Annotated in this window: 14 protein-coding genes; 5 read left to right on the top strand and 9 right to left on the bottom strand. The window is 50.7% G+C overall.

Annotated features, from left to right (window positions below; translation table 11 throughout):
- Positions 1-140 precede the first annotated feature (140 nt).
- Complete coding sequence (locus tag Q1B04_RS09800) at positions 141-2609, top strand: prolyl oligopeptidase family serine peptidase (RefSeq protein ID WP_299758630.1); 2469 nt, start codon at positions 141-143, stop codon at positions 2607-2609.
- Positions 2610-2997: 388 nt separating this feature from the next.
- Complete coding sequence (locus tag Q1B04_RS09795; RefSeq protein ID WP_299758629.1) at positions 2998-5067, top strand: M13 family metallopeptidase; 2070 nt, start codon at positions 2998-3000, stop codon at positions 5065-5067.
- A 98-nt stretch (positions 5068-5165) separates the two neighbouring features.
- On the opposite strand, the gene Q1B04_RS09790 is transcribed toward Q1B04_RS09795, so the two are convergent.
- On the bottom strand, positions 5166-5933 hold the full coding sequence (locus Q1B04_RS09790) for a peptidylprolyl isomerase (RefSeq protein ID WP_299758628.1): 768 nt from the start codon (positions 5931-5933) through the stop codon (positions 5166-5168).
- 387 nt (positions 5934-6320) lie between these two features.
- Here Q1B04_RS09790 and Q1B04_RS09785 point away from each other — a divergent pair, with 387 nt between their 5' ends.
- Positions 6321-7544 (top strand): S8 family serine peptidase, encoded by a 1224-nt coding sequence (locus Q1B04_RS09785; RefSeq protein ID WP_299758627.1) that lies wholly within the window; start codon positions 6321-6323, stop codon positions 7542-7544.
- Between the two features lie 179 nt (positions 7545-7723).
- Here Q1B04_RS09785 and Q1B04_RS09780 read toward each other — a convergent pair whose 3' ends face one another.
- A complete protein-coding gene (locus Q1B04_RS09780; RefSeq protein WP_299758626.1) occupies positions 7724-8224 on the bottom strand; it encodes a GNAT family N-acetyltransferase in 501 nt (166 codons plus the stop codon).
- A gap of 134 nt (positions 8225-8358) precedes the next feature.
- On the opposite strand from Q1B04_RS09780, the gene Q1B04_RS09775 reads away from it, so the two are divergent.
- Positions 8359-9357: a zinc-binding dehydrogenase gene (locus Q1B04_RS09775; RefSeq protein ID WP_299758625.1), complete on the top strand. Its 999-nt coding sequence runs from the start codon at positions 8359-8361 to the stop codon at positions 9355-9357.
- A 182-nt stretch (positions 9358-9539) separates the two neighbouring features.
- Here the strand turns inward: Q1B04_RS09775 and Q1B04_RS09770 are convergent, their stop codons facing one another.
- The 7 genes from Q1B04_RS09770 to Q1B04_RS09740 form a co-directional block, all read right to left on the bottom strand.
- Positions 9540-10922: a DUF3526 domain-containing protein gene (locus Q1B04_RS09770; RefSeq protein ID WP_299758624.1), complete on the bottom strand. Its 1383-nt coding sequence runs from the start codon at positions 10920-10922 to the stop codon at positions 9540-9542.
- Positions 10923-10925: 3 nt separating this feature from the next.
- Positions 10926-12347, bottom strand: a complete 1422-nt coding sequence (locus Q1B04_RS09765) for a DUF3526 domain-containing protein (protein WP_299758623.1) — start codon at positions 12345-12347, stop codon at positions 10926-10928.
- 2 nt (positions 12348-12349) lie between these two features.
- Positions 12350-13060: an ABC transporter ATP-binding protein gene (locus tag Q1B04_RS09760; RefSeq protein WP_299758622.1), complete on the bottom strand. Its 711-nt coding sequence runs from the start codon at positions 13058-13060 to the stop codon at positions 12350-12352.
- Between the two features lie 221 nt (positions 13061-13281).
- A complete protein-coding gene (locus Q1B04_RS09755) occupies positions 13282-15714 on the bottom strand; it encodes a TonB-dependent receptor (protein ID WP_299758621.1) in 2433 nt (810 codons plus the stop codon).
- A gap of 236 nt (positions 15715-15950) precedes the next feature.
- Positions 15951-16184: a hypothetical protein gene (locus tag Q1B04_RS09750; protein ID WP_299758620.1), complete on the bottom strand. Its 234-nt coding sequence runs from the start codon at positions 16182-16184 to the stop codon at positions 15951-15953.
- A 236-nt stretch (positions 16185-16420) separates the two neighbouring features.
- On the bottom strand, positions 16421-17569 hold the full coding sequence (locus Q1B04_RS09745) for a TlpA disulfide reductase family protein (RefSeq protein WP_299758619.1): 1149 nt from the start codon (positions 17567-17569) through the stop codon (positions 16421-16423).
- Positions 17570-17674: 105 nt separating this feature from the next.
- A complete protein-coding gene (locus Q1B04_RS09740) occupies positions 17675-19882 on the bottom strand; it encodes a S9 family peptidase (protein ID WP_299758617.1) in 2208 nt (735 codons plus the stop codon).
- A 169-nt stretch (positions 19883-20051) separates the two neighbouring features.
- Here Q1B04_RS09740 and Q1B04_RS09735 point away from each other — a divergent pair, with 169 nt between their 5' ends.
- Positions 20052-20306 (top strand): acyl-CoA-binding protein, encoded by a 255-nt coding sequence (locus Q1B04_RS09735; RefSeq protein WP_299758615.1) that lies wholly within the window; start codon positions 20052-20054, stop codon positions 20304-20306.
- The last annotated feature ends 170 nt before the right edge of the window (positions 20307-20476 follow it).

Genomic DNA, 20476 nt, shown 5'->3' with positions numbered 1-20476 from the left:
CCTTGTTGAAATTGTGGATAAAACAGACATTTACTAATATAGTATGAATATATGGGAAATCATATTATCTTAGGTTAAACCTTAGGCTAAGCCTCTAGTCTACTTTTGCATACACTAACCTAAACTTTATCATACCTGATATGAACCTTACTAAAAACAAAGCCGCTAAGCGCGTAGCCTCACAGCTGCTGTGCCTGCTGCTGTTGGGTGGCGGTGCTGCACCAGCGGCACTTGCCCAAAAGGGGCAGGAGGCCAACTCCGGCTACCAAAGACCACCTGAAACAATGGCCGCTATTATTGAGGCGCCAAACACGCCGTCGGTAAGTATAAGCGCCAAAGGCGACTGGATGCTGCTGATGGAAAGTGCGGGTTACCCAAGTATAGAGGAGGTGGCTGCGCCGGAGAGCCGTCTGGCCGGTATGCGCATTAACCCGGCTACCAATGGCCCGAGCCGCGGCTACTATTACAATGGGCTCAAGCTGAAAAAGGTAAGCAATGGCGATGAATCCGAGATAAAAGGCCTGCCCCAGAACGCCCAGTTATCCAATGTGGCCTGGTCGCCGGATGAGAAGTATGTGGCGTTCACCAACACCAAAGCCAACGGCATAGAGCTCTGGATGGCCGACCTGAGCACAAAGCAGGCAAAAAAGCTGACAGAGGCTGTTATTAACGATGCGTACAGTGGCCGCCCGTTCGAGTGGCTGCCGGATAGCAAAACGCTGGTGGTAAAGTTTGTGGACGAGAAGCGTGGCGAAATGCCCAAGGCCTCTAACGTGCCCGCAGGCCCAACCGTGCAGCAGAACATCGGCAAAGTTAAACCCTCACGCACCTACCAGGATCTGCTGAAGAACCGCAACGACGAGCAGCTGTTTGACTACTACATGCAAACGCAGCTCAAGCTGGTTTCTGTGGACGGAAAGCAGGAGCCGGTAGGAGAGGCAGGCATCATCAAAAGCATGGAAACCTCGCCTGACGGCCAGTACCTGCTGGTGGAGACCATGCAGAAACCATACTCTTATCTTGTGCCGCATTACTACTTCCCTTACAAGGTGGAAGTATGGAACCGCAACGGACAGGTGGTGAAAGAGCTGGCGCAGCTGCCGCTTGCCGAGGATATTCCGATTGCGTTTGATGCCGTAGCCAAAGGCCCGCGCGGCTATAACTGGCGCCCTGATAAGCCTGCAACCCTTTACTGGGCAGAAGCGCAGGATGGAGGCGACGCCAACAAAGAGGCCGCCGTGCGTGACCACGTATACATGCTGGCTGCCCCGTTTAACGACAAACCTACGCAAATAGCCGCTACCAAATACCGCTACCGTGGCATGATGTGGGGAGACGATATGGCCATCGTAAATGAGCGCTGGTGGAAAACCCGCCAGGAGCGCAGCACTTTGGTTAACCCTGCCAAGCCAGCCGCCAAAGCCACTGTTCTGATCGAGCGTTCCTACGAGGATAACTATACCGACCCAGGCTCGCCTGTGTTCACCAAGAACAAGTATGGCCGAAGCGTGCTGCTGACAGATAAAAAGAAGCAGAACATTTACATGATTTCGGAGGGAGGGTCGCCGGAGGGTAATCGTCCGTATGTGAGCGAGTTTAACTTGAAGTCTAAGAAGGCAGATATACTTTGGAGATCCGAGGCACCATACTATGAGCGCCCGGTGGATATCATCGACTTGAAGGAAATGAAGATTATCACCAGAAGAGAATCTGAGAACGACCCGCCGAACTATTTCGTGCGTGACATGGATGATAAAAAACTGACGCAAATCACAAAGTTTCCGCACCCAACACCGCAGCTGGAGGGTGTGCAGAAGCAAATGCTGAAGTATAAGCGTGAAGACGGCGTGAACCTGACAGCTATTTTATACTTGCCGAAAGACTACAAGAAAGGCGATGCACCGCTGCCGATGCTGCTGTGGGCGTACCCACGTGAGTTTAAAGACGCCTCTGCTGCCGGACAGGTAAAAAGCTCTCCTTATGAGTTTACGCGCATCAGCTGGGGCTCTCCGCTATTCTGGGTAACGCAGGGCTACGCCGTGCTTGATAGAACCGATATTCCGATTGTAGGCGAAGGCGATGCACAGCCAAACGATACGTATGTGCAGCAGCTGGTGTCTAGCGCCAAGGCCGCTATTAACGAAGTGGTGAAAATGGGCGTGGCCGATCCGAACCGTGTGGCTGCAGGAGGCCACTCTTACGGAGCCTTTATGACCGGCAACCTGCTGGCGCACTCCGATCTGTTTGCCGCCGGTATTGCGCGTAGCGGTGCTTATAACCGTACTCTCACGCCGTTCGGTTTCCAGGCGGAGGAGCGTACGTATTGGGATGCTCCGGAAGTATACTTCCAGATGTCGCCGTTCTCGTTTGCCAACAAAGTGAACGAGCCAATCCTGCTTATCCACGGTGAGGCAGACAATAACTCCGGCACTTTCCCGATCCAGAGTGAGCGTTTTTACAACGCCCTGAAAGGACATGGTGCTACGGCTCGTCTGGTGTTTTTGCCAGCTGAGAGCCACGGTTACCGCGCTAAGGAGTCGGTGCTGCACATGCTGTGGGAGATGGACCAGTGGCTGGAGAAGTACGTGAAGAACCGCCCGGTGCAGTAAGCACCAGGTTTATACTTGCAAAAACGCCCCGGCTATAAAGTATAGCCGGGGCGTTTTTTTTTGATAGTCTGAAATCCGGTTTTGCTTTAGCTAACAGAAGCAACGATCGAGATACAAGTATAAAGTCAGCCATCCTACTGCGAGTTTTTAACTTGTGGTTTCCCATGATAGCAAGCTTCCAGCTTACATTTGCCGAGGCATGTTACATTGCTAGCTTTGGTGATTAGGGCAGGAGGCAACTTGTCTGCGCATCGGCAGAAAAATGATGACGTGCACACATTCGTAGATTTTCCCGTATGAAAACCGGCAAAGTATAAACTGCTTTTTACGTAAGTATCATCTAACTTAAAGCATAAATAACCCAGTCATCTAACCAAACTAACACCTTATGAAAAGAACACACCTATTGCCGTTTTCGATGGTGCTGGCAGGCCTGGCCTTGGCAAGTTGCAGCTCCTCGACTACAGAAGGTAGCGCTGCTGACACAGCAGAAGTAATGCAGGGCCGCGGCCTTGATCTAGCCAATTTGGACACAACCGTTAGGCCCTGCCAGGATTTTTACCAATACGCGAACGGCGGCTGGTTAAAAAACAATCCGATTCCGGCTTCTGAGAGCCGCTGGGGTTCATTCAACGAGCTGGCCGAGAAGAACAACGCCGTGCTGCGAGAGCTGCTCACAGAAGCAGCATCCAACACCACGGCTGCAGCAGGCTCTGCCACACAGCTGGTGGGCGATTTCTACGCCGTCGGCATGGACTCTGTGGCTGCAAACAATGCCGGGTTAAACCCGATAAAGCCGGAGTTGGACAAAATAAGCGCCGCCAAGACTTCTGATGACTTGATTAGTGCTGTGGCCGATCTGAAAACCAAAGGCGTGAGCGGCTTCTTCAGCATGTATGTGTCTCAGGACGACAAGGTAAGCACCCAATATGCTTTGCAGGCAGGGCAAGGCGGCCTCAGCCTGCCTGACCGCGATTATTACCTGAAAGACGATGAACGCTCCAAAACCATCCGCACAGAATATGTAAAGCACCTGCAAAACATGTTTGAGCTAATGGGCGAAGATGCAGCATCGGCACAGAAAAAAGCCCAGACGGTTATAAGCATAGAAACGCGGCTGGCCAAAGCGTCCAGAGCCCGCGTAGACCTGCGCGACCCGTATGCCAACTATAACAAGATGACGATTCAGGAGTTCACGAGCCAAAACCCGAACCTGAAGGTGAACCTGTTGCTGAACGGCATGGGCGCTACAGCCGCCAAGGAAATCATAGTGGGCCAGCCTGACTTTTTTAAGGAACTGAACAGCATGCTGAAGAACGTGCCGCTGGACGACTGGAAAACCTATGCCAAGTGGCATTTGGCCCGTACTGCTGCGCCATACTTAAGCCAGGATCTTGTGCAGGAGAACTTCAACTTCTATGGCAAAGTGCTGAGCGGCGCACAGGAAATGCAGCCACGCTGGAAGCGCGTGCTGCGCTCTGCCGACAGTGCCTTGGGGGAGGCCTTAGGCCAGCTATATGTGCAGAAGACCTTCTCCCCGGAGGCCAAGCAAAAGGCACTGGATATGGTAAATAACCTGCAGGAAGCGTTTAAAGAGCACGTGCGCGATATTGACTGGATGGGAGAGGAGACAAAGGAGCGGGCCATGCAGAAGCTGCAATCCTTTGCTGTGAAGATTGGCTACCCTGATAAATGGGAAGACTACCAGGGGCTGCAGATAAACCGTGAGTCATACGCTGCCAACGTAATGCGTGCCAGCCAGTTTGCCTTTAAAGATAACATCGGGAAGATAGGCCAGCCCATAGACCGTGAGGAGTGGTTTATGTCGCCGCCAACGGTGAACGCCTACTATAACCCAAGTATGAACGAGATTGTGTTTCCTGCCGGTATCCTGCAGCCGCCGTTCTTCGACCCGAACGCCGACGATGCGGTAAACTACGGTGGCATGGGTGCCGTCATCGGCCATGAGCTAACCCACGGCTTTGACGACCAGGGAGCCAAGTATGATTTTGAGGGCAACCTGAAAGACTGGTGGACGAAAGCCGACCTGGAGAAGTTTAACGCCCGCGCCGAAGCCGTGGCCGATCAGTACAACAAGTACACGGTGCTGGATAACCTGCATGTAAACGGTAAACTTACTTTGGGCGAGAACATTGCCGACATCGGCGGCCTGAATATTGCCTACTCCGCGTTACAAAAAGCGCTGGCAGAGAAGAACCCGGGCAAGATAGACGGCTTCACGCCGGAGCAGCGCTTCTTCCTGGCATGGGCGCAGATCTGGCGCGTAAATATGCGCGATGAGGCACAGAACCAGCAAATCCTGACTGATCCGCACTCGCCGGGCCGCTTCCGTACAAATGGGCCGGTTGCCAACATGCCGCAGTTTTACAAGGCATTTAACTGTAAGCAGGATGATGCCATGGTGCGCAACGAGGAACAGCGGATTAAGATCTGGTAAACGGCAAGTGGAATCAAATAAATCCACTTTTGAAGTATAAGTTTAAAAAAGAAGAGGCGCTGCATCTCTGCAGCGCCTCTTTTCATATCAAAGTATTTCTACTCTTTTACAATTTTGACAGTGTGCGGCACGACTTGGCGTGGCCAATCGGAAGCGTCTACAGGCTCCTGCTCAATTTTCTCCACCACATCCATACCTTCTACCACTTCTCCGAACACGGTATATTCTGTATCCAAGCCTGGTTCACCGCCAACAGATAAGTATGTTTGCTCCTGCTCCGGGGTATAATCGATTTCGTGCTTTTGCTCAAAAGCTAGCAGTTGCTCTTTACTTACGGGTTTGCCTGTTACAATATAGAAGTTATGGGATGATGACTCCTTATCCGGGTTGCGTTCATCACCGTAGCGGGCCATGGCCAGAGCACCGCGTTTATGTATATAGTTGGGGTTAAACTCCTGCGGAATCTTGTAAGCCCCTTGGCTCATTTCCCGTTCGTCAGAGTCGCCGCCTTGCACGGCAAAGCCCTCAACTACGCGGTAAAACTCTCCCTGGTCGTAAAAGCCGGCCTTGGTTAGGCGCACAAAGTTAGCGCGGTGCAGCGGAGTGTCTTTGTAGAGGCGCACTTTAATGCTGCCGTGGCGCGTGCTGATAACGGCCAGGCTATCCTGGTTGTTCTGCCCGTAAGCTTCAAGTTTAGCCACGGCATTCTCGGTTGTCAGGGGCTCCAGCGTTTGTTCGTCTTCGGCTGAGGCTTCTGTGTTTTCATTGTCTGCCTCTGTAGAGGTATTGTTGCAGCTAAAAAGTGGGAGCAGGCACACAGCCAACAGCATGTGGCGGCTCAGGTAAGATAAAATCTTCTTTTTCATGGCGCTTACTTTTCTTGTTTACTTAAATATACTTGTTTTTAAGTATAGAGGATAAGAATGACCATGTTTTTATAGCGCCTATAGTTAGTTTTGATTGTAATTTTCTAATAAGTTTAAATTGATGTTATCCCGCTTAAATACAACTGCGTAATGAAGCGGTTGCAGCAGCTGTAACAGCAGGCATAGGTTGTGCAGCAGCAGGTAATTAATTACAAAAAATGGGTGCAAGCCGCCTTAAAATAAATAATGGCCTGACGGCCTTATAGAGCAATTTCTATATAGAGTGGGTAAATATTTTTATAAAATAATTTGTCTATAACATCTAATATCAATACATTAGAATTATTGATTTGTTGAATAATTTTATCTCACCTTAATTTTTCTCACATGAAAAACACATTACATTTTAGAAGTGTAGTACGCTCTCTTATGTTAGGAGCAGCAGCAGTGACATTTTCCTGCACCTTTACTGCCTGCGATAACGAGTCGGGCGAAGTAGCTGAACCTACGGCTGAATTTCAGTCAGAAAGTGAAAATGGTGCAATTATATCAGGTCAGTACATAGTTGTATATAAAGATGGTGCAAGCCTGCGCATGAGCGAGAGCGCAACCTATGAGCAGCGAATAGAAATGGTGCGCGACCTCAGCAAAAACATTATGGCTGAGAACGGCATCAGCGATTTTAAGTTAGAGCAAACGTTTGGGCATGCTGTTAAAGGTGTGGCCGTAAAGCTTTCCTCAACTGAAGCGCAGACGCTTCGGCAAGACCCGCGTGTAGATTATGTAGAGCCGGATAGAGTGGTGATGCTGGCTAAGCCTGACAAAGGCGGCGGTGGCGGTTCTGTCGGCCAAACAGTACCTTACGGTATTACCAGGGTAGGCAGCGGCAGCGGCGCCGGTAAAACAGCATGGGTTATCGACTCAGGCATCGATTTGGACCACCCAGACCTGAACGTGGATGTTGCCCGCAGTGTAACGATGTTTACCTCAGGCAGAGACGCAGGGTCGGCTGACGACGGAAACGGCCACGGCACACACGTAGCGGGTACTATCGGTGCCAAGAACAACTCAGAAGGTGTACTTGGTGTAGCTTACGACGCCACGGTTGTAGCTGTTAAAGTGCTTGACTCGCGTGGTAGCGGTTCTTACTCTGGCGTTATTGCCGGTGTAGATTATGTGGCTGCTAACGGTAAATCTGGCGATGTGGCCAACATGAGCCTTGGAGGCCCGGTTTCTCAGGCTTTGGATGATGCTGTGGTAGCGGCAGCCTCTAAAGGAATCAAGTTTGCGCTGGCTGCCGGTAACGAGGGCACGCATGCAAACAACTCATCTCCGGCCCGTGCGAATCATAGCAACATCTACACTGTATCGGCAATGGATAGCAACGATCGTTTTGCCTCGTTCTCCAATTATGGCAACCCGCCTGTAGATTACTGTGCGCCAGGCGTTGGCATCAACTCTACTTGGAAGAGCGGCGGCTATAACACTATCAGCGGTACATCTATGGCCTCTCCGCACGTAGCAGGTCTTCTGCTGCTAGGCAACATTGCTACAGATGGTTATGTACAAAACGACCCGGACGGCACTGCAGATCCTATTGCACACCGCTAGTAAAGTATAAGTTTAAAGTGAATAGAAGTTTAAAGGGCGGCCAATGGTCGCCCTTTTTATGTTTGATACTAATAGTATAAACTCCTTTTTCTGATTAAGCAGAAACTTCCTTATCGGGAGCAGGGAAGTTCATCTATCTACAAAAGCATACTTCAAGGCAGCATCTAATTAATATCACACTAAAGCGTTTTTCGCATCACAAAGTCATTCATCCAGTATGGGCCGATGGGAATGTCTTCCTGCTGCCACACTTGATAGCCGCAGCGCTCATAAAACACTTTGGCGGAGTTGTAGCGGTTCACGTTTAAGTCGAGTATGGTGGCGCCGAGTTGTTTTACCTCATGCTCCACGGCCTGCAGCAGCAATTTTCCGTAGCCTTTGCCCTGCGTCTGAGGCAGCAGGTATATCTTGTTTAGCTTGTAAACTTTTGCTGCGGCGTCCTTCTCAGAAAAAGAAGCAAAGCCTACAGGCTCTTCTCCCTCCTCTAAAAGTAGGAAAGTCTGTCCCTGCTTTAGCTGCTTCTCCAGTGCTGCTTCAGCGTAAATTTGCTCAAACATAAAGTCAATCTGCTCCTTGGTAAGTATACTGTTGTAAGTGGGTTCCCAGGTGGCCTCGGCAAGTTGTATCAGGGTCGGGATGTCGGCAGCAGTGGCCTGGCGGATGCGGTAACTTTTACTCATGGCGGTGGTTGTTAGCGTGGCGTGCAAGTTAAGGGCTGCAAGTATAAATGCCAACAGAGCCTATACTTTCAACTCATCCCGGAAAGCTTATCTTTGTCTGGTTAAGTGCGTATCAACCTAATAAAGCAAGTGCAATGAAAGCAGTATACTTAGAAGATATCAACAAACTTTTTACAGTTATAGATAAAGAAAAACCTACTGCGGGCCCTGGCGAGGCGGTGGTGCAGGTAAAGGCCGCTGCCCTGAACCGGCGCGATGTCTGGATACAGAAAGGCAAGTACTTCATCAAAAAATATCCGGCTATACTTGGCTCAGATTGTGCGGGCGTGGTAGCAGAAGTAGGAGAGGGTGTGGATAAAACCTGGCTGAACCAGGAAGTGATTGTGGATCCTTCAGCAGATTGGGGCGACAACCCGCGGGCACACTCTGAGAAGTATAAAATTATGGGCATGCCACAAGACGGGGCCTTTGCAGAGTATGTGAAAGTGCCTGCCGAAAACCTGTACCAGAAGCCGCTGCACCTGAGTTTTGAAGAGGCCGCAGCCCTTCCGCTGGCCGGCGTAACAGCATACCGCGCGCTGTTTACAAAGTGCCAGCTGCAGCCAGGCGAAAAGGTGCTGGTAACAGGTGCAGGTGGCGGTGTGGCTTTGTTTGCCATTCAGTTTGCTTTAGCTGCCGGAGCCGAAGTATGGGTAACTTCCGGTACTGAGGAAAAAATCGATTTGGCTAAAGACCTGGGTGTTGCCGGAGGTATAAACTATAAAGCAGAGAACTGGGGAAAAGAGCTGAAGGCGCAGACAGGCGGGTTTGATGTGCTGATAGACAGTGCGGCAGGCGAGGGGTTTGTGCAACTGGTGAAGCTGGCAAAACCAGGCGGGCGCATCGGTATTTACGGTGGCACTACTGGCATGATCGGGCAGATTAACCCGGCAGAGATTTTCTGGAAGCAGCTTGCCATCTACGGCAGCACCATGGGCACCGCGCAGGACTTTGCCAACATGGTGCAGTTGGTGCAAGAGAAGGGGATTAAGCCGGTAGTGGATATTGTGTACCCTCTGGAGGAGGCCGAGCAAGCAATGCGCTACATGGAAGAAAGCAAGCAGTTCGGCAAAATTGTGCTGAAGGTGCAGTAAGATTTATACTTTAAAACTAGAAGATGATGGATTATACCTGGTTCTTGTTTTCTTGGATGGATAAGCAAGTATGAAGGCCTTGTAAGTCTTTTTGTTTAGCTGTCTATGGTTAAAAAAACAGAAAGTCCCGCTGCAAAACAGCGGGACTTTCTCATGTCTAACTTAAATTTATTGGAAGCGTGTTATCGTACTTTTAACTTCACATTTCTGAAGAGAAAAAAAACCACCACAAAAACCAGCAACACGCTCAGCCCAAGCTTATACAAACCAGCAGACACCGTTGCAAAATCCGGTGAACTGGTAAACCTGTGCCTTGGCTCTTTGGCATAATCCGCATTGGTGAATTTTACCTGGTTGAACAGGAAAGGATAATAAAAATCCCGAAGCGCATCGTGGTAACTGGTGGCGCTCTGTAGGAAGCCCACATAAGACGGCAAATCAGAGCCGGCCATGGCGTTGAAGATGGTCTGCACGTTAACAGGCACTGACCAAGCATTCAGCTGCTCCACCAGTTGATGGCGCGCCTGCAGCCCTTCCTGATACTCCCGAGCCAAATCCGCCACGGCCACATCGCCTAGATGATGGAAGGCATAGTACCAGCGCCACGCAAAACGGCCTTGAATTTCGGTTGTGTCGGTCCACTCGGGGTAGATGGCGAAGAACTTGTCCATGGTTTCGCGCTTGGGTTTGTCCCAGCCGCCGTGCACCACCTCCCGCTGTTTGATTGTAAGCTCCAGCGCCTGCGGCATCGGCTGCTTCACGGCAATGTACACGTTCAGCAGTGCAGGTATAATAATGGTCAGTAACAGCCATACCCCCAGCAGCGTCACGGCATTGAAGGCGGAGTTCTTCTGCAGGGCCGCCACCACAAAGGCCACGCCGAACCAGAAGAGACAGTATAGCACCACCACGCTCAGCCAAAGCGCCACCCGCAGATCCGGCAGCACCTGTCCCCATACCATGGCCACCACCGAGAGCAGCAAGGCCAGCCCCAGCACGATCATCATCCGGAAGGTGAGCTTAGCACTTACTATTAGCGGCAAGCCAATGGGCTGCGACAGCAACAGCGGCAGCGTACCCTGCTCCTTCTCCACTGACAAAATATTAAAGCACAAGCCGATAATGAGCAGCGGAAACAAGTATACCAGCACAAAAGCCAGGTCGAAATTGCCGGAGAGCACCTTTAGCGGGTTGATGTTCTCGGTGTCGTAGAGCTGCGACTGCAGGTTAAGGAGGCGCAGTTTGATGTAGTAAGGGTTCACGTCGCGCTGGCCCAGCGAGAGACCGGCCCAGGCATCGGGATTGTTCACGGCAAAGGTGGAGTGATAGTAGCCGATGTCGCCGGCATCCGTACCGTCCGGGTATTTAGCTTTCAGTTCCTCCATGTTATGCTCCGTCAGCACCTTCAGGGCGGCAATGTTCTCGCGCTGCCGCTGTATCTCGGTGGTGCCGTAGTAAATGCCGTACAGACCCGCCATTAAGGTAAGCATCGTCAGGATCAGCAGCCCTTTATCAGCCCGGAAGTTGAGCCACTCGAATTTTAGCAGTATCCAGAATTTCTTCATCGTTTAGGCCACTTTGGTGTTATCAATCAGTTTTATACCCAGCGTGCACACCAGCGCCACCCACAACAGCAGCGCCACTACGGATACGAGGTGCTTGCCCAGCGCCCAGCCGGCCGTCGGGGTTTCGTAGGTGAAGGGTTTCATGGCCGCCCAGGTTTCGCTGCTCAGGCGGGTTTCCTTGTCGCCATACTTTAACTTTGTGGCTTGCAGGTGGTTCAGTTCCTGGGCTATGTTGTAGCGATAATTTTCGGCCGTTTGCTGGAAGTGGATATAATGGCTGAAGTCGGCACCAGCCATACCCATCGAGAGGTGGCGCACCGCCAGGTAAGGGTTCAGCAAGCCAGCGTACTCCGAGATGCGGTTCTGTTTCTCGAAAATATCCGTCAGCTCACCAAAGTGCTCTTGGTATACCTTGCTGCTCTGTTCCTCGCCCACAGCCATCCAGATACCATCGAAGTTCACGGGCAGTTCTTCCATAGTTTTGACTTTGTACTTTTGCAGCAGCTCCTGCTTTAGCGCCTCGGCGCGGGCATCCTGCGAGTTATGGCCGTCTATACCTTTGGCCACTTCCTTGTGCACATCGGCATCCATCTGCGCTTTGGTGGGCGTAGTATAAAGGCTGGCGCCCAGGTTGGCAGATGCCTTGGGTATGATCACGCAGCACAGAATCCAGATGCCCAGCAGCGTGACGAGGGCCGTGCTGGAGCGCTGGTGCAAAGCCGACACCACCACCGACAGCACAATAAATATGAAGAAGTACGCCAGGTAAAACACCATAAACCCCAGCAGCCGTAGCAGCACATCACCGCCCAACTCGAAGCCGCCCTTACCAAACAGCAGCATGCTTGCCAGCACCAGCGCAGGGGCCGTCACCAGCGCCACCACTTTGCTGTAACCGGCCACCTTTGCCCAAGCCACCTGCCGCAGCGAAACGCCCTGGCTCAGCAAAAGCTTCAGCGTGCCCGTCTCCTTCTCCTGCGTAAAGGCTCCGAAACACAGAAAGATGATGAGCAGTGGAATGAGCATTTGCAGCACAAAAGCCACCGTCATCTCCCCGAAACGAATCAGGGAACCGGATTGCTGCGCCTGGCTAAAGTTAGCGCTGTTTTGGCGGTGCGCCTCCATGTATACCGAAGCCCCCGTATATGAATCCAGTCCGAAATCAAGGAAGCTTATACTTGACTTCGGCCGGAAAGCGTAGGAACCGTAATGCGCCATGCGGTGCGGGTGCCTATCCTGGGCGTTGGCGAACTGGTCATTAACGGTTTGCTGCGCCACGCCACGCTCTTGCTGCAGGGTGTTGTAACTGTGCAGCCCCACCACCGTGGCCGCCAGCAAAAGCAGCAGCACGATAACGCTAAGCGCCACAAAACGGCTGTCGCGGAGGGTGCTGAAAAATTCTTTCTTTGCTATACTTTTGATCATCCTTACACGTGCATATAGTTCAGGTACAGGCTTTCCAGTTCGTTGGCATTAAGAGTAGCGGCCGGCAGCACATCCACCAGTTCCCCTTCGCGCATAATACCGATGCGCGAGCCAACTTCTTTCGAACGGAAGATGTCGTGGGTAGCCATAAAAATAGCCGTGCCCTGGTCGCTGAGTTTAAGCAGCAGCTCCGAGAACTCGTTGCTGGCTTTGGGGTCGAGGCCGGAGGTAGGCTCGTCGAGCAGCAGCACGCTGGCATGCTTGGCCACCGCAATGGCGATACCCACCTTCTGGCGCATACCCTTGGAGTAACCACCTATCCTTCGGCCAGCGGCCTCGGCAGGCAGGCCCGCCTGCACCAGGTAGTATATCAGCTCATCCTTTTTATAATCGAAACCAGCCAGGCTACTGAACAAGGCCAGGTTCTCCAGCCCCGTCAGGTTGGGGTAGAGCATTACGTTTTCAGGGATATAAGCTAAAAACTCCTTCACCTTTGTCACGTTGGCTGCCACCTCCAGCCCATTGATAAAAGCCGCACCGGAAGTAGGCTGTATAAAACCCAGAAACAGATTGATAGTCGTGGATTTGCCCGCGCCGTTCTGCCCGAGCAGGCAGAAGATTTCACCAGCGTTGATCTGCAGGTCTAGCCCCTGCAGCGCCACTTTGCTGAGGTACTCCTTCCGGAGTTGCTTTGCTTCTAAAACTGTGTTCATTTGATTTTTTAGTTTGACTAATTGGTAAGTATTTAGGAGTTAGCTTTTTAAAGTATAAAGTATGTTATGTCTGTAAATTTTGTCCCTCCGCTGGTGCGAGTTTGTAGCTCGTACTTTATATTGTGTCTTCCTCTACATTATCGCTACTCAAGAAGAGCAGAAAGAGAGGTACGAGCTGCAAGCTCGCACCAGCAAAAGCATCAAAATCGCACCCGTCTTCCTTAAAAAGTATAGCCTATCGTTGCCATAAAATTGCGTGGCGCGCCCGGGCTTGAGCGGTAGTAATCGTAGCCGCCCACGAAGTACTTCTCGTCCAGCAGGTTGTTCATGTTCAGGTTAAACTTAAACTTGTTGATGTTGTAGAAAAGGGCAGCATCCAGGGTGGTGTAAGATGGCCAGTACGACCACAGCATTTCCCCTGACTGGATGTCGTTCACCTGGCTTTCCATGCGGCGGCGGCTCATGTGCTGCCCACCCACAGCAAAGCCTAAGCCGCGCAGCGCAGGCAAATCGAAGGTATACTTGGCCCACAAACCTCCCGCGTGCTCCGGCGCATTGGCCAGCGGCATGCCGTTTTCTACCGCCACACTCGACTCCAGCACCTCTGTGCGGTTATAGGCATAGTTGAAGTTAAGGCTCAGGTTTGGGCGAAGGGTACCGCTCAGTTCCAGTTCAGCACCCTGCGAGCGCGCCTTGCCGTTTTGGCGATAGATCGGATTGCCTTCCAGAGTGAGTTGCGCCGTGTTCACCAGCATGTTCTTTTTCTCGATCTGGTAAAGCGAGAGCGTCGCGAAAAGGCCTTTGTTGAAGAACTCGCCTTTCAGGCCGGTTTCAATCTGGTAGCTGGTTTCGTTCTTGAAAGGCTCCTGGCTGCCGTAGCGCTCAGGAAACTTAATAAACTCCGGCTTCAGCGGCTTAAAGCCCTGGCTGTAGCTGGCAAAGTAGTTCAGGTTGTCGAGTATACTGTAGGTCAGGCCCAGGCGCGGCAACAGTACGCTTTGCAGCACCTGCTCCTCACCATCGCCGTAGTCGCGCTCATCCCGGAACATCTCATAACGCAAACCGCCCAACATGCTCAGCCTGGAGGTCAGGTCCACCTGGTCCTGCACGTAAATACCGGTGGTGTTGTATACCGCGTTAATATAGTCTGTGAACCAGCTCGGCAGCGGGCGCCTGATGTACTTGCTCGGGTCGCGCAGCTCGTAAAAGGGGTTGTTCAGGTCGAAGGACAGCTGCACCGGTTTTCCGTCGATCAGCTGCTGCCTCGCCTCCCACATCGAGCTGTTCTTATCTGTATTGAACTCGATATAATCGGCCCCAACAGCTATTTTATGGCTAATGGCACCGGTGTTGGCGTTCAGGGTAAAGTACCCGGAGAAGCTGTTGGTATACTCCTCCGCCACGCGGTTGTAATAGCGTAGGTCCATGATGGTGTTGGCCGGGGCATCTAGGAAATTATAGCCAGTGCGGTGCTCGCTCAGGTCCTCAGAGTAGGTAAACTTCAGGTATGATGCGTTGAATGAAAGCCAGTCTGTAAACCCGTGGTTAAGGGAGGCATTCAGGTAAAAATCGTTGATCTTGAAATAATCGCTTGGCTGATTAAGCGCCGACGAGAAAGGCATACCGAACAGATCGCCCCCACGAATCACTAGCCCACGGTCCAGGTAGCCGTCGAAGTTGCTGTACACCAGCTCTGCGTTGATGGTCGTTTTGTCGGTCGGCAGAAAGGTTACCGTGGGCGCAATGAGGAGGGATTTATTGTCGATGATGTCGCGGAAGGTTTCGGTATCCTCATAGCTGAAGTTGAGACGGTAGAGCATGGTTTGGTTCTCGTTCAGCGGACCGGTAAAGTCGAGGGCGGTGCGTACTGTGTTGAAGCTGCCTACCGAAAAGCTCACCGCCTTGCGTTCTTCCTCCAGCGGTTTCTTGGTCACCATGTTGATCGTGCCACCCGGGTTAATGTCGCCGAAAAGTGCCGCGCCAGGGCCTTTCAGCACCTCCACCCGCTCAATGTTGGCCGTCACCGGGATCCGAAAAAAGCCATTCCCGTAACTGTAGCCCGAGCGCATCCCGTTCAGGAGCCTGTAGCCACTTTCGTAGCCATTGCGGAAGCCGCGCACCGTCATGTCGTCGTAGTGCGTGTACAGGTTAACGCCCGCAATGTTCTTCACCACGTCGGTCAGGCGGTAGGCCTGCTGGTCCTCCATCAGCTCCTTGGTTACCGTGGAGATGGTTTGCGGCACGTCGATAACAAGGGAGGCGGTTTTAGTGCCGATAAAGGAATACTCGCTTTTATAGGAAGTCTCCTTGCGGCCTAGCACCTCCACCTCCTGCAGCGCATTGCTGCTAGCCGTGAGAGTGATGTTCAAGATAGCAGCTGGGGCATCTGCGGAAAGCAGTACTTCGCGGCGCACTTCTTTGAAGCCTAACCCTCTGGCTACCACCATATGGCTGCCCAGCGGCAGGTTCTGCAAAATATAATCCCCGTTTAAATCGGTTAGAGTGGCAAAATTCCCCTGCGTCAGCATCACCGTTATGCCTTCTGCCGGACTCCCGCCCGGGGTAATCAGTTTCCCGCTGATACTGCCGCTGTTTTGCGCTGTGGCAACTATCTGGATTGAAAGGAAAAGTATAAGGAGAAGAATTTTTTTCATTGGGTATAGGTATAGAATGCCTGTTGCCGCGGCTGCAAAGCCGTGAATTTATACTGTATCAAGAAAGGGAAAGCAGAAAACAGCGGCAGGCAAAGCGCTACTAGAGTGACACGTGCGGACAGACCTGAGCATAGCTATACTTACAGCCAAACCAGCTGGAGGACAAGTATAAGCAAGCTGCTCAGGCAAATGCAAAGGAGCACCTGCCTCAGAAAGGAAGTATAAAGTTTACCTGCCTAAGCCACAGGCGGGCCGCGCAGATAGGTGTTGTGGGGGTAAGTGAATTTCCAGGCAAAGCTGTAGGGCTGCACATAGAGAGCCTCCACCGGAGTTAATTTTAACTCAAAAGAGAAAGATGGAGAAGTGAAGTCAGCATTGTAAAGGTCGTCTACATTGCAATGCTGGTGCTTGGTACTCACTTTGAAGTCAGAAGTTGGCGTGGCGTCTTCTGTATGTTTGTGCTCATGCAAAGATAAAACCGCAGCCTCCGGTATAAGTACTCTTGCGAATAGTACCAGTAGAAGCAAAGCGATATGTGCACGAAAGCATTTCACCTTATTAAGGTAAATATTTTATATGGAATTTAAAATAGAAAGCAAAGGTAGTTTTTTGCAACAATGTTGCAAGTTTTATGATGTTATTTTTATTTTAAATAGCAGTTGTATCTGCCTATCGCTTAGTTAAAATCATCTTGTTCTACCTAATCTTAATTCAGCTGCTGAGCGTGGAGAATCTGTAAAATTTCTTCCTCAAGCTTATCCTGATAGCCTTCCCATTTGCCAACTATAACTCCTTGTCTGTTGATTAAAAAATAAGTTGGAGTGGCAGCTACTCTATACTTGGTGTAGGCATCACTGTGGCGGCCGTTCTTATCCCATAAACTGGCCCAGGTTATGTCTTCTTTCCTGTTGTGCTTCACCCACTCCTCTTTGTTTTTGTCTACATAAAATGTAACGGGCTTTAACTGTTCCCGGAACTTAGTAGCGATTTGCTTCTGTGATGGGAGTGCTTTTTTGCACCAGCTACAGCCTGGAGATGCAAAATCGAGCAGAATATACTTGTCGCCTATTAACTCAGACAGTTTTACTTTGGTGCCGCTTTTGTCCTCAGCCTCAAAGTCGTAAAATTGATTTTTGAGCTCTAGTTCCGGATGAGCAAGGTAAGTAGCGAGTACTTTGCTATACTTACTGTCTTTATACTTTGGGGAGAGGCGATTATAAAAAGCACGAAGTGTGTCTGGAGCAATTGCGGCCTTATTTAGTACGAGCTGTAAAAGCGTATATTCTGACTCAAGATTATTGCTGTAGAACCTGTTTTGGATTTGGCTAGTTTGTAAATCTATTAAAGTGATATGTCCGTTTTCGCCCCAATAGGCTGCCTGTAAGCTGTCATTCCACGCTCCATTGGCTCTCAACGCAAACATGTCTGACAGATACTTATTTCTGGAGATGTCCAAATCAGCGGTTAGGCTATCAAGCCGGTGCTTATAGACATGGTGCTCAGAACCGGTAACAACCAGATTCTTTGGTAAATCACTTATGTTACCTTTTACTTCTACCGCTTCGTTACCGATGAACAGGGTAGTGTACAAGGGTTCGTTTTTATAGGAAAATAGCAGAGAGAGTAACTGTGGGGCTTCATCCAACTTGCCCTTGAACTGAAAGTAGTTTTGCTGTACAAATGCGGAGTCTATGGTTTCTCCGGTTTCCCCATTCTGAAGTATAACTTTTGTGCCGTCAGCAAGGTCTGCAACATTCCCCGTAATTTCATATCCTTTTGATTGCTCCCCACAGGAGAGACACAGAATTAGCAGGGCAAGTACAGGTAATAAAGTTAATTGGCGTTGTGTTTTCATGGTATAAAGTGAAATGGTGCAGATCATGTTGCAAATAAAAACCTGCCAACTCTGGTTTAAGCAGAATTGGCAGGTAAAGATTATTTAGCCATAATTTACAATGTACTACTGCTGGTTCTGCTGCTCCAGCAGGTTTAGCAGGAAGGCATACTGCAGGGCTGTCTCCTTGTAACGCTGGAAACGGCCGGAGGCACCGCCGTGGCCGGCTTCCATGTTGGTGTGCAGCAGCAGCATATTGTCATCGGTCTTCATCTCGCGAAGTTTGGCTACCCACTTGGCAGGCTCCCAGTACTGCACCTGCGAGTCGTGGAGGCCGGTGGTTACGAGCATGTTCGGGTAAGGCTTGGCTTCTACGTTGTCGTATGGCGAGTAAGACAGCATATAGTCGTAATACTCTTTATTGGCCGGGTTGCCCCATTCGTCGAACTCTCCGGTGGTGAGTGGTATACTTGTGTCGAGCATCGTAGTAACCACATCCACAAACGGTACAGCGGCTATCACTCCTTTGTAAAGCTCCGGACGCATATTCACGACAGCACCCATTAGTAAACCGCCGGCGCTTCCACCTTGTGCAAACAATTTATCCGGGTTAGTATACTTCTGCTCGATCAGGAACTCAGAAGCGTCTATAAAGTCAGTGAAGGTGTTTTTCTTTTTCAGCAGTTTACCGTCTTCGTACCACTTGCGGCCCATTTCCTGTCCTCCGCGAATGTGTGCGATGGCATATACAAAACCACGGTCCAGAAGGCTGAGGCGAACCGAGCTGAAGCCAGGGTTGGTGCTGCTGCCGTAAGAGCCGTAAGCATACTGCAGGGTAGGGTTGTTGCCATCTAATTTCAGGCCTTTGCGGTAAACCAGCGATATCGGAATTTTAGTGCCGTCATCGGCGGTGGCATAAATGCGCTTCGCTTCGTAGTTTTCCGGATCAAAATCGCCTACTACCTCATCGCGCTTCAGCAGTTCACGCTCCTTCGTTTGCATGTTATAGTCATAGGTAGAGTAAGGCGTGGTGAGGGAAGTATAGCCAAAACGCAGTTCCTTGCTGTCGAAATCCGGGTTATTGGCAATGTAAGCTGTGTAAGCTTCTTCCTCAAAATTGATGTAATAGTCAGTTTTAGGGTCTTTCCAGCTTTTAACACGGATGTTGGTCAGGCCGTTTTTACGTTCCTGCAGCGTGAGGTAGTCTTTAAATATCTCGATGCCCTCCAGCAGTACATCCTCGCGGTGCGGCAGCAGTTCTTTCCAGTTTTCCTTGCCTGGCTTGCTCACCGGCGTCTGCATCAGCTTAAAGTTGGTGGCGCCATCCTTGTTGGTAACAATGTAGAAATTGTCGCCGAAATGGTCTACGCTGTACTCCAGGCCTCGCTCACGCGGCTGTATCACTTTAAATTTGCCGTCCGGCTTGTCAGCATCCAGGTAGCGGTACTCTTGCGCCATGGTGCTGTTGCTGCCGATCATGATATACTTATCAGACTTGGTTTTGAAGACAAACGTGCTAAAAGTCTCGTCGGCCTCATGGAAGATCTCCTGGTCTTGTTCGGCTGGTGTGCCCAAAGTATGCTTAAAGATTTTGAAAGAGCGCAACGCCGGGTCTTTTACCGAATAGTACACAGTTTTATTGTCGTTGGCCCATACGGCTCCGCCTGTAGTGTTTGGTATGGCATCGGCCAGCATCTCGCCGGTCTGCAGGTTTTTAAAGCGAATAGTATACTTGCGGCGGCTCACGGTATCCTCGCCGAAGGCCAGCAGCTGATTGTTCGGGCTTACGCTCAGGCCGGAGGCGTTGTAATAGCTTTGGTTTTCGGCTCGTTGGTTGGCGTTTAGCATTACCTGCTCCTGCGCCTCCATGGTGCCTTTTTTGCGGGCGTAAACAGGGTATTCTTTGCCCTCTTCGTAGCGCACAAAGTACCAGTAGCCATTGTCTTTGTATGGCACCGACTCATCGGTCTGCTTAATGCGGCCCACGATCTCCTCATACAGCTGCTCCTGCAGTTCCTCTGTGTCAGACAGCATCTGCTTGGTGTAGTCGTTTTCAGCGTTTAGATAGGAGATTACTTCCGGGTTTTCGCGCTCGTTTAGCCAATAGTAGTTATCTGTGCGGGTGTGGCCGTGGGTGGTTAATTCTTTAGGGTCTTTTTTAGCCACCGGCGGCTGCGCTGCGGTTCGTTCAACGGCAGCCTCGGTGGTAGCTTCTGCAGTGGCAGAGGCTGTTGTGCCGCCGCCAGTATTGCTGGACGAGCAGCCGGAGCCTGCCACGAGGCAGGCCATCAAAAGCGATGCCGAGGCAGCCGCTTTAGGCTTCAGGTATTTCATAGTATGATTTGTTAGTTTTTATACTTCCCGGAGGTGGCTATAACAGGAGCTGCTACGGGTGTATAAATTTATAGAAAATCTTCGGCAAACAAAATAAGTATAAAGTTATGCATGCCGAGCTCTTTTTTGTAACTTGGATCATCATCAGAACTAAAACAAAGTATAAACTATGGCCACTCAAGAAGAATTCGAAAACGCAGTAGCAAAGTCTAAAACATTATCTGAACGCCCCAGCAACGATGTATTGCTAAAGCTGTACGCCCTGTACAAGCAAGCCTCTGAAGGTGACGTAAACACTGACCGCCCCGGCGGCTTCGACTTTAAGAATATTGCCAAATGGGATGCGTGGAAAAAGCAAGAAGGCAAAAGCCAGGACAGCGCCCGCGAGGAGTATGTGCAGTACGTAAACGAATTAGCGAGCTAAGAACCCGTTTCTTATATTTCAGGTATAGCCGCAGCCAGAAATGGTTGCGGCTTTTATTATTTATAAGGATTAGCAAGGATGGAATACCAGAGAGAATTTGCAGTACCGCTTCCATTCTAATAGTTGCATTAGCTTATGTTATGATAAATAAATATTAGAAAGTTTATACA

This window comes from uncultured Pontibacter sp. (assembly GCF_947495565.1).
Lineage (GTDB): Bacteria > Bacteroidota > Bacteroidia > Cytophagales > Hymenobacteraceae > Pontibacter.
Note: the sequence above shows the minus strand (reverse complement) of the source record. Positions and strands in the feature narration are given on the sequence as shown.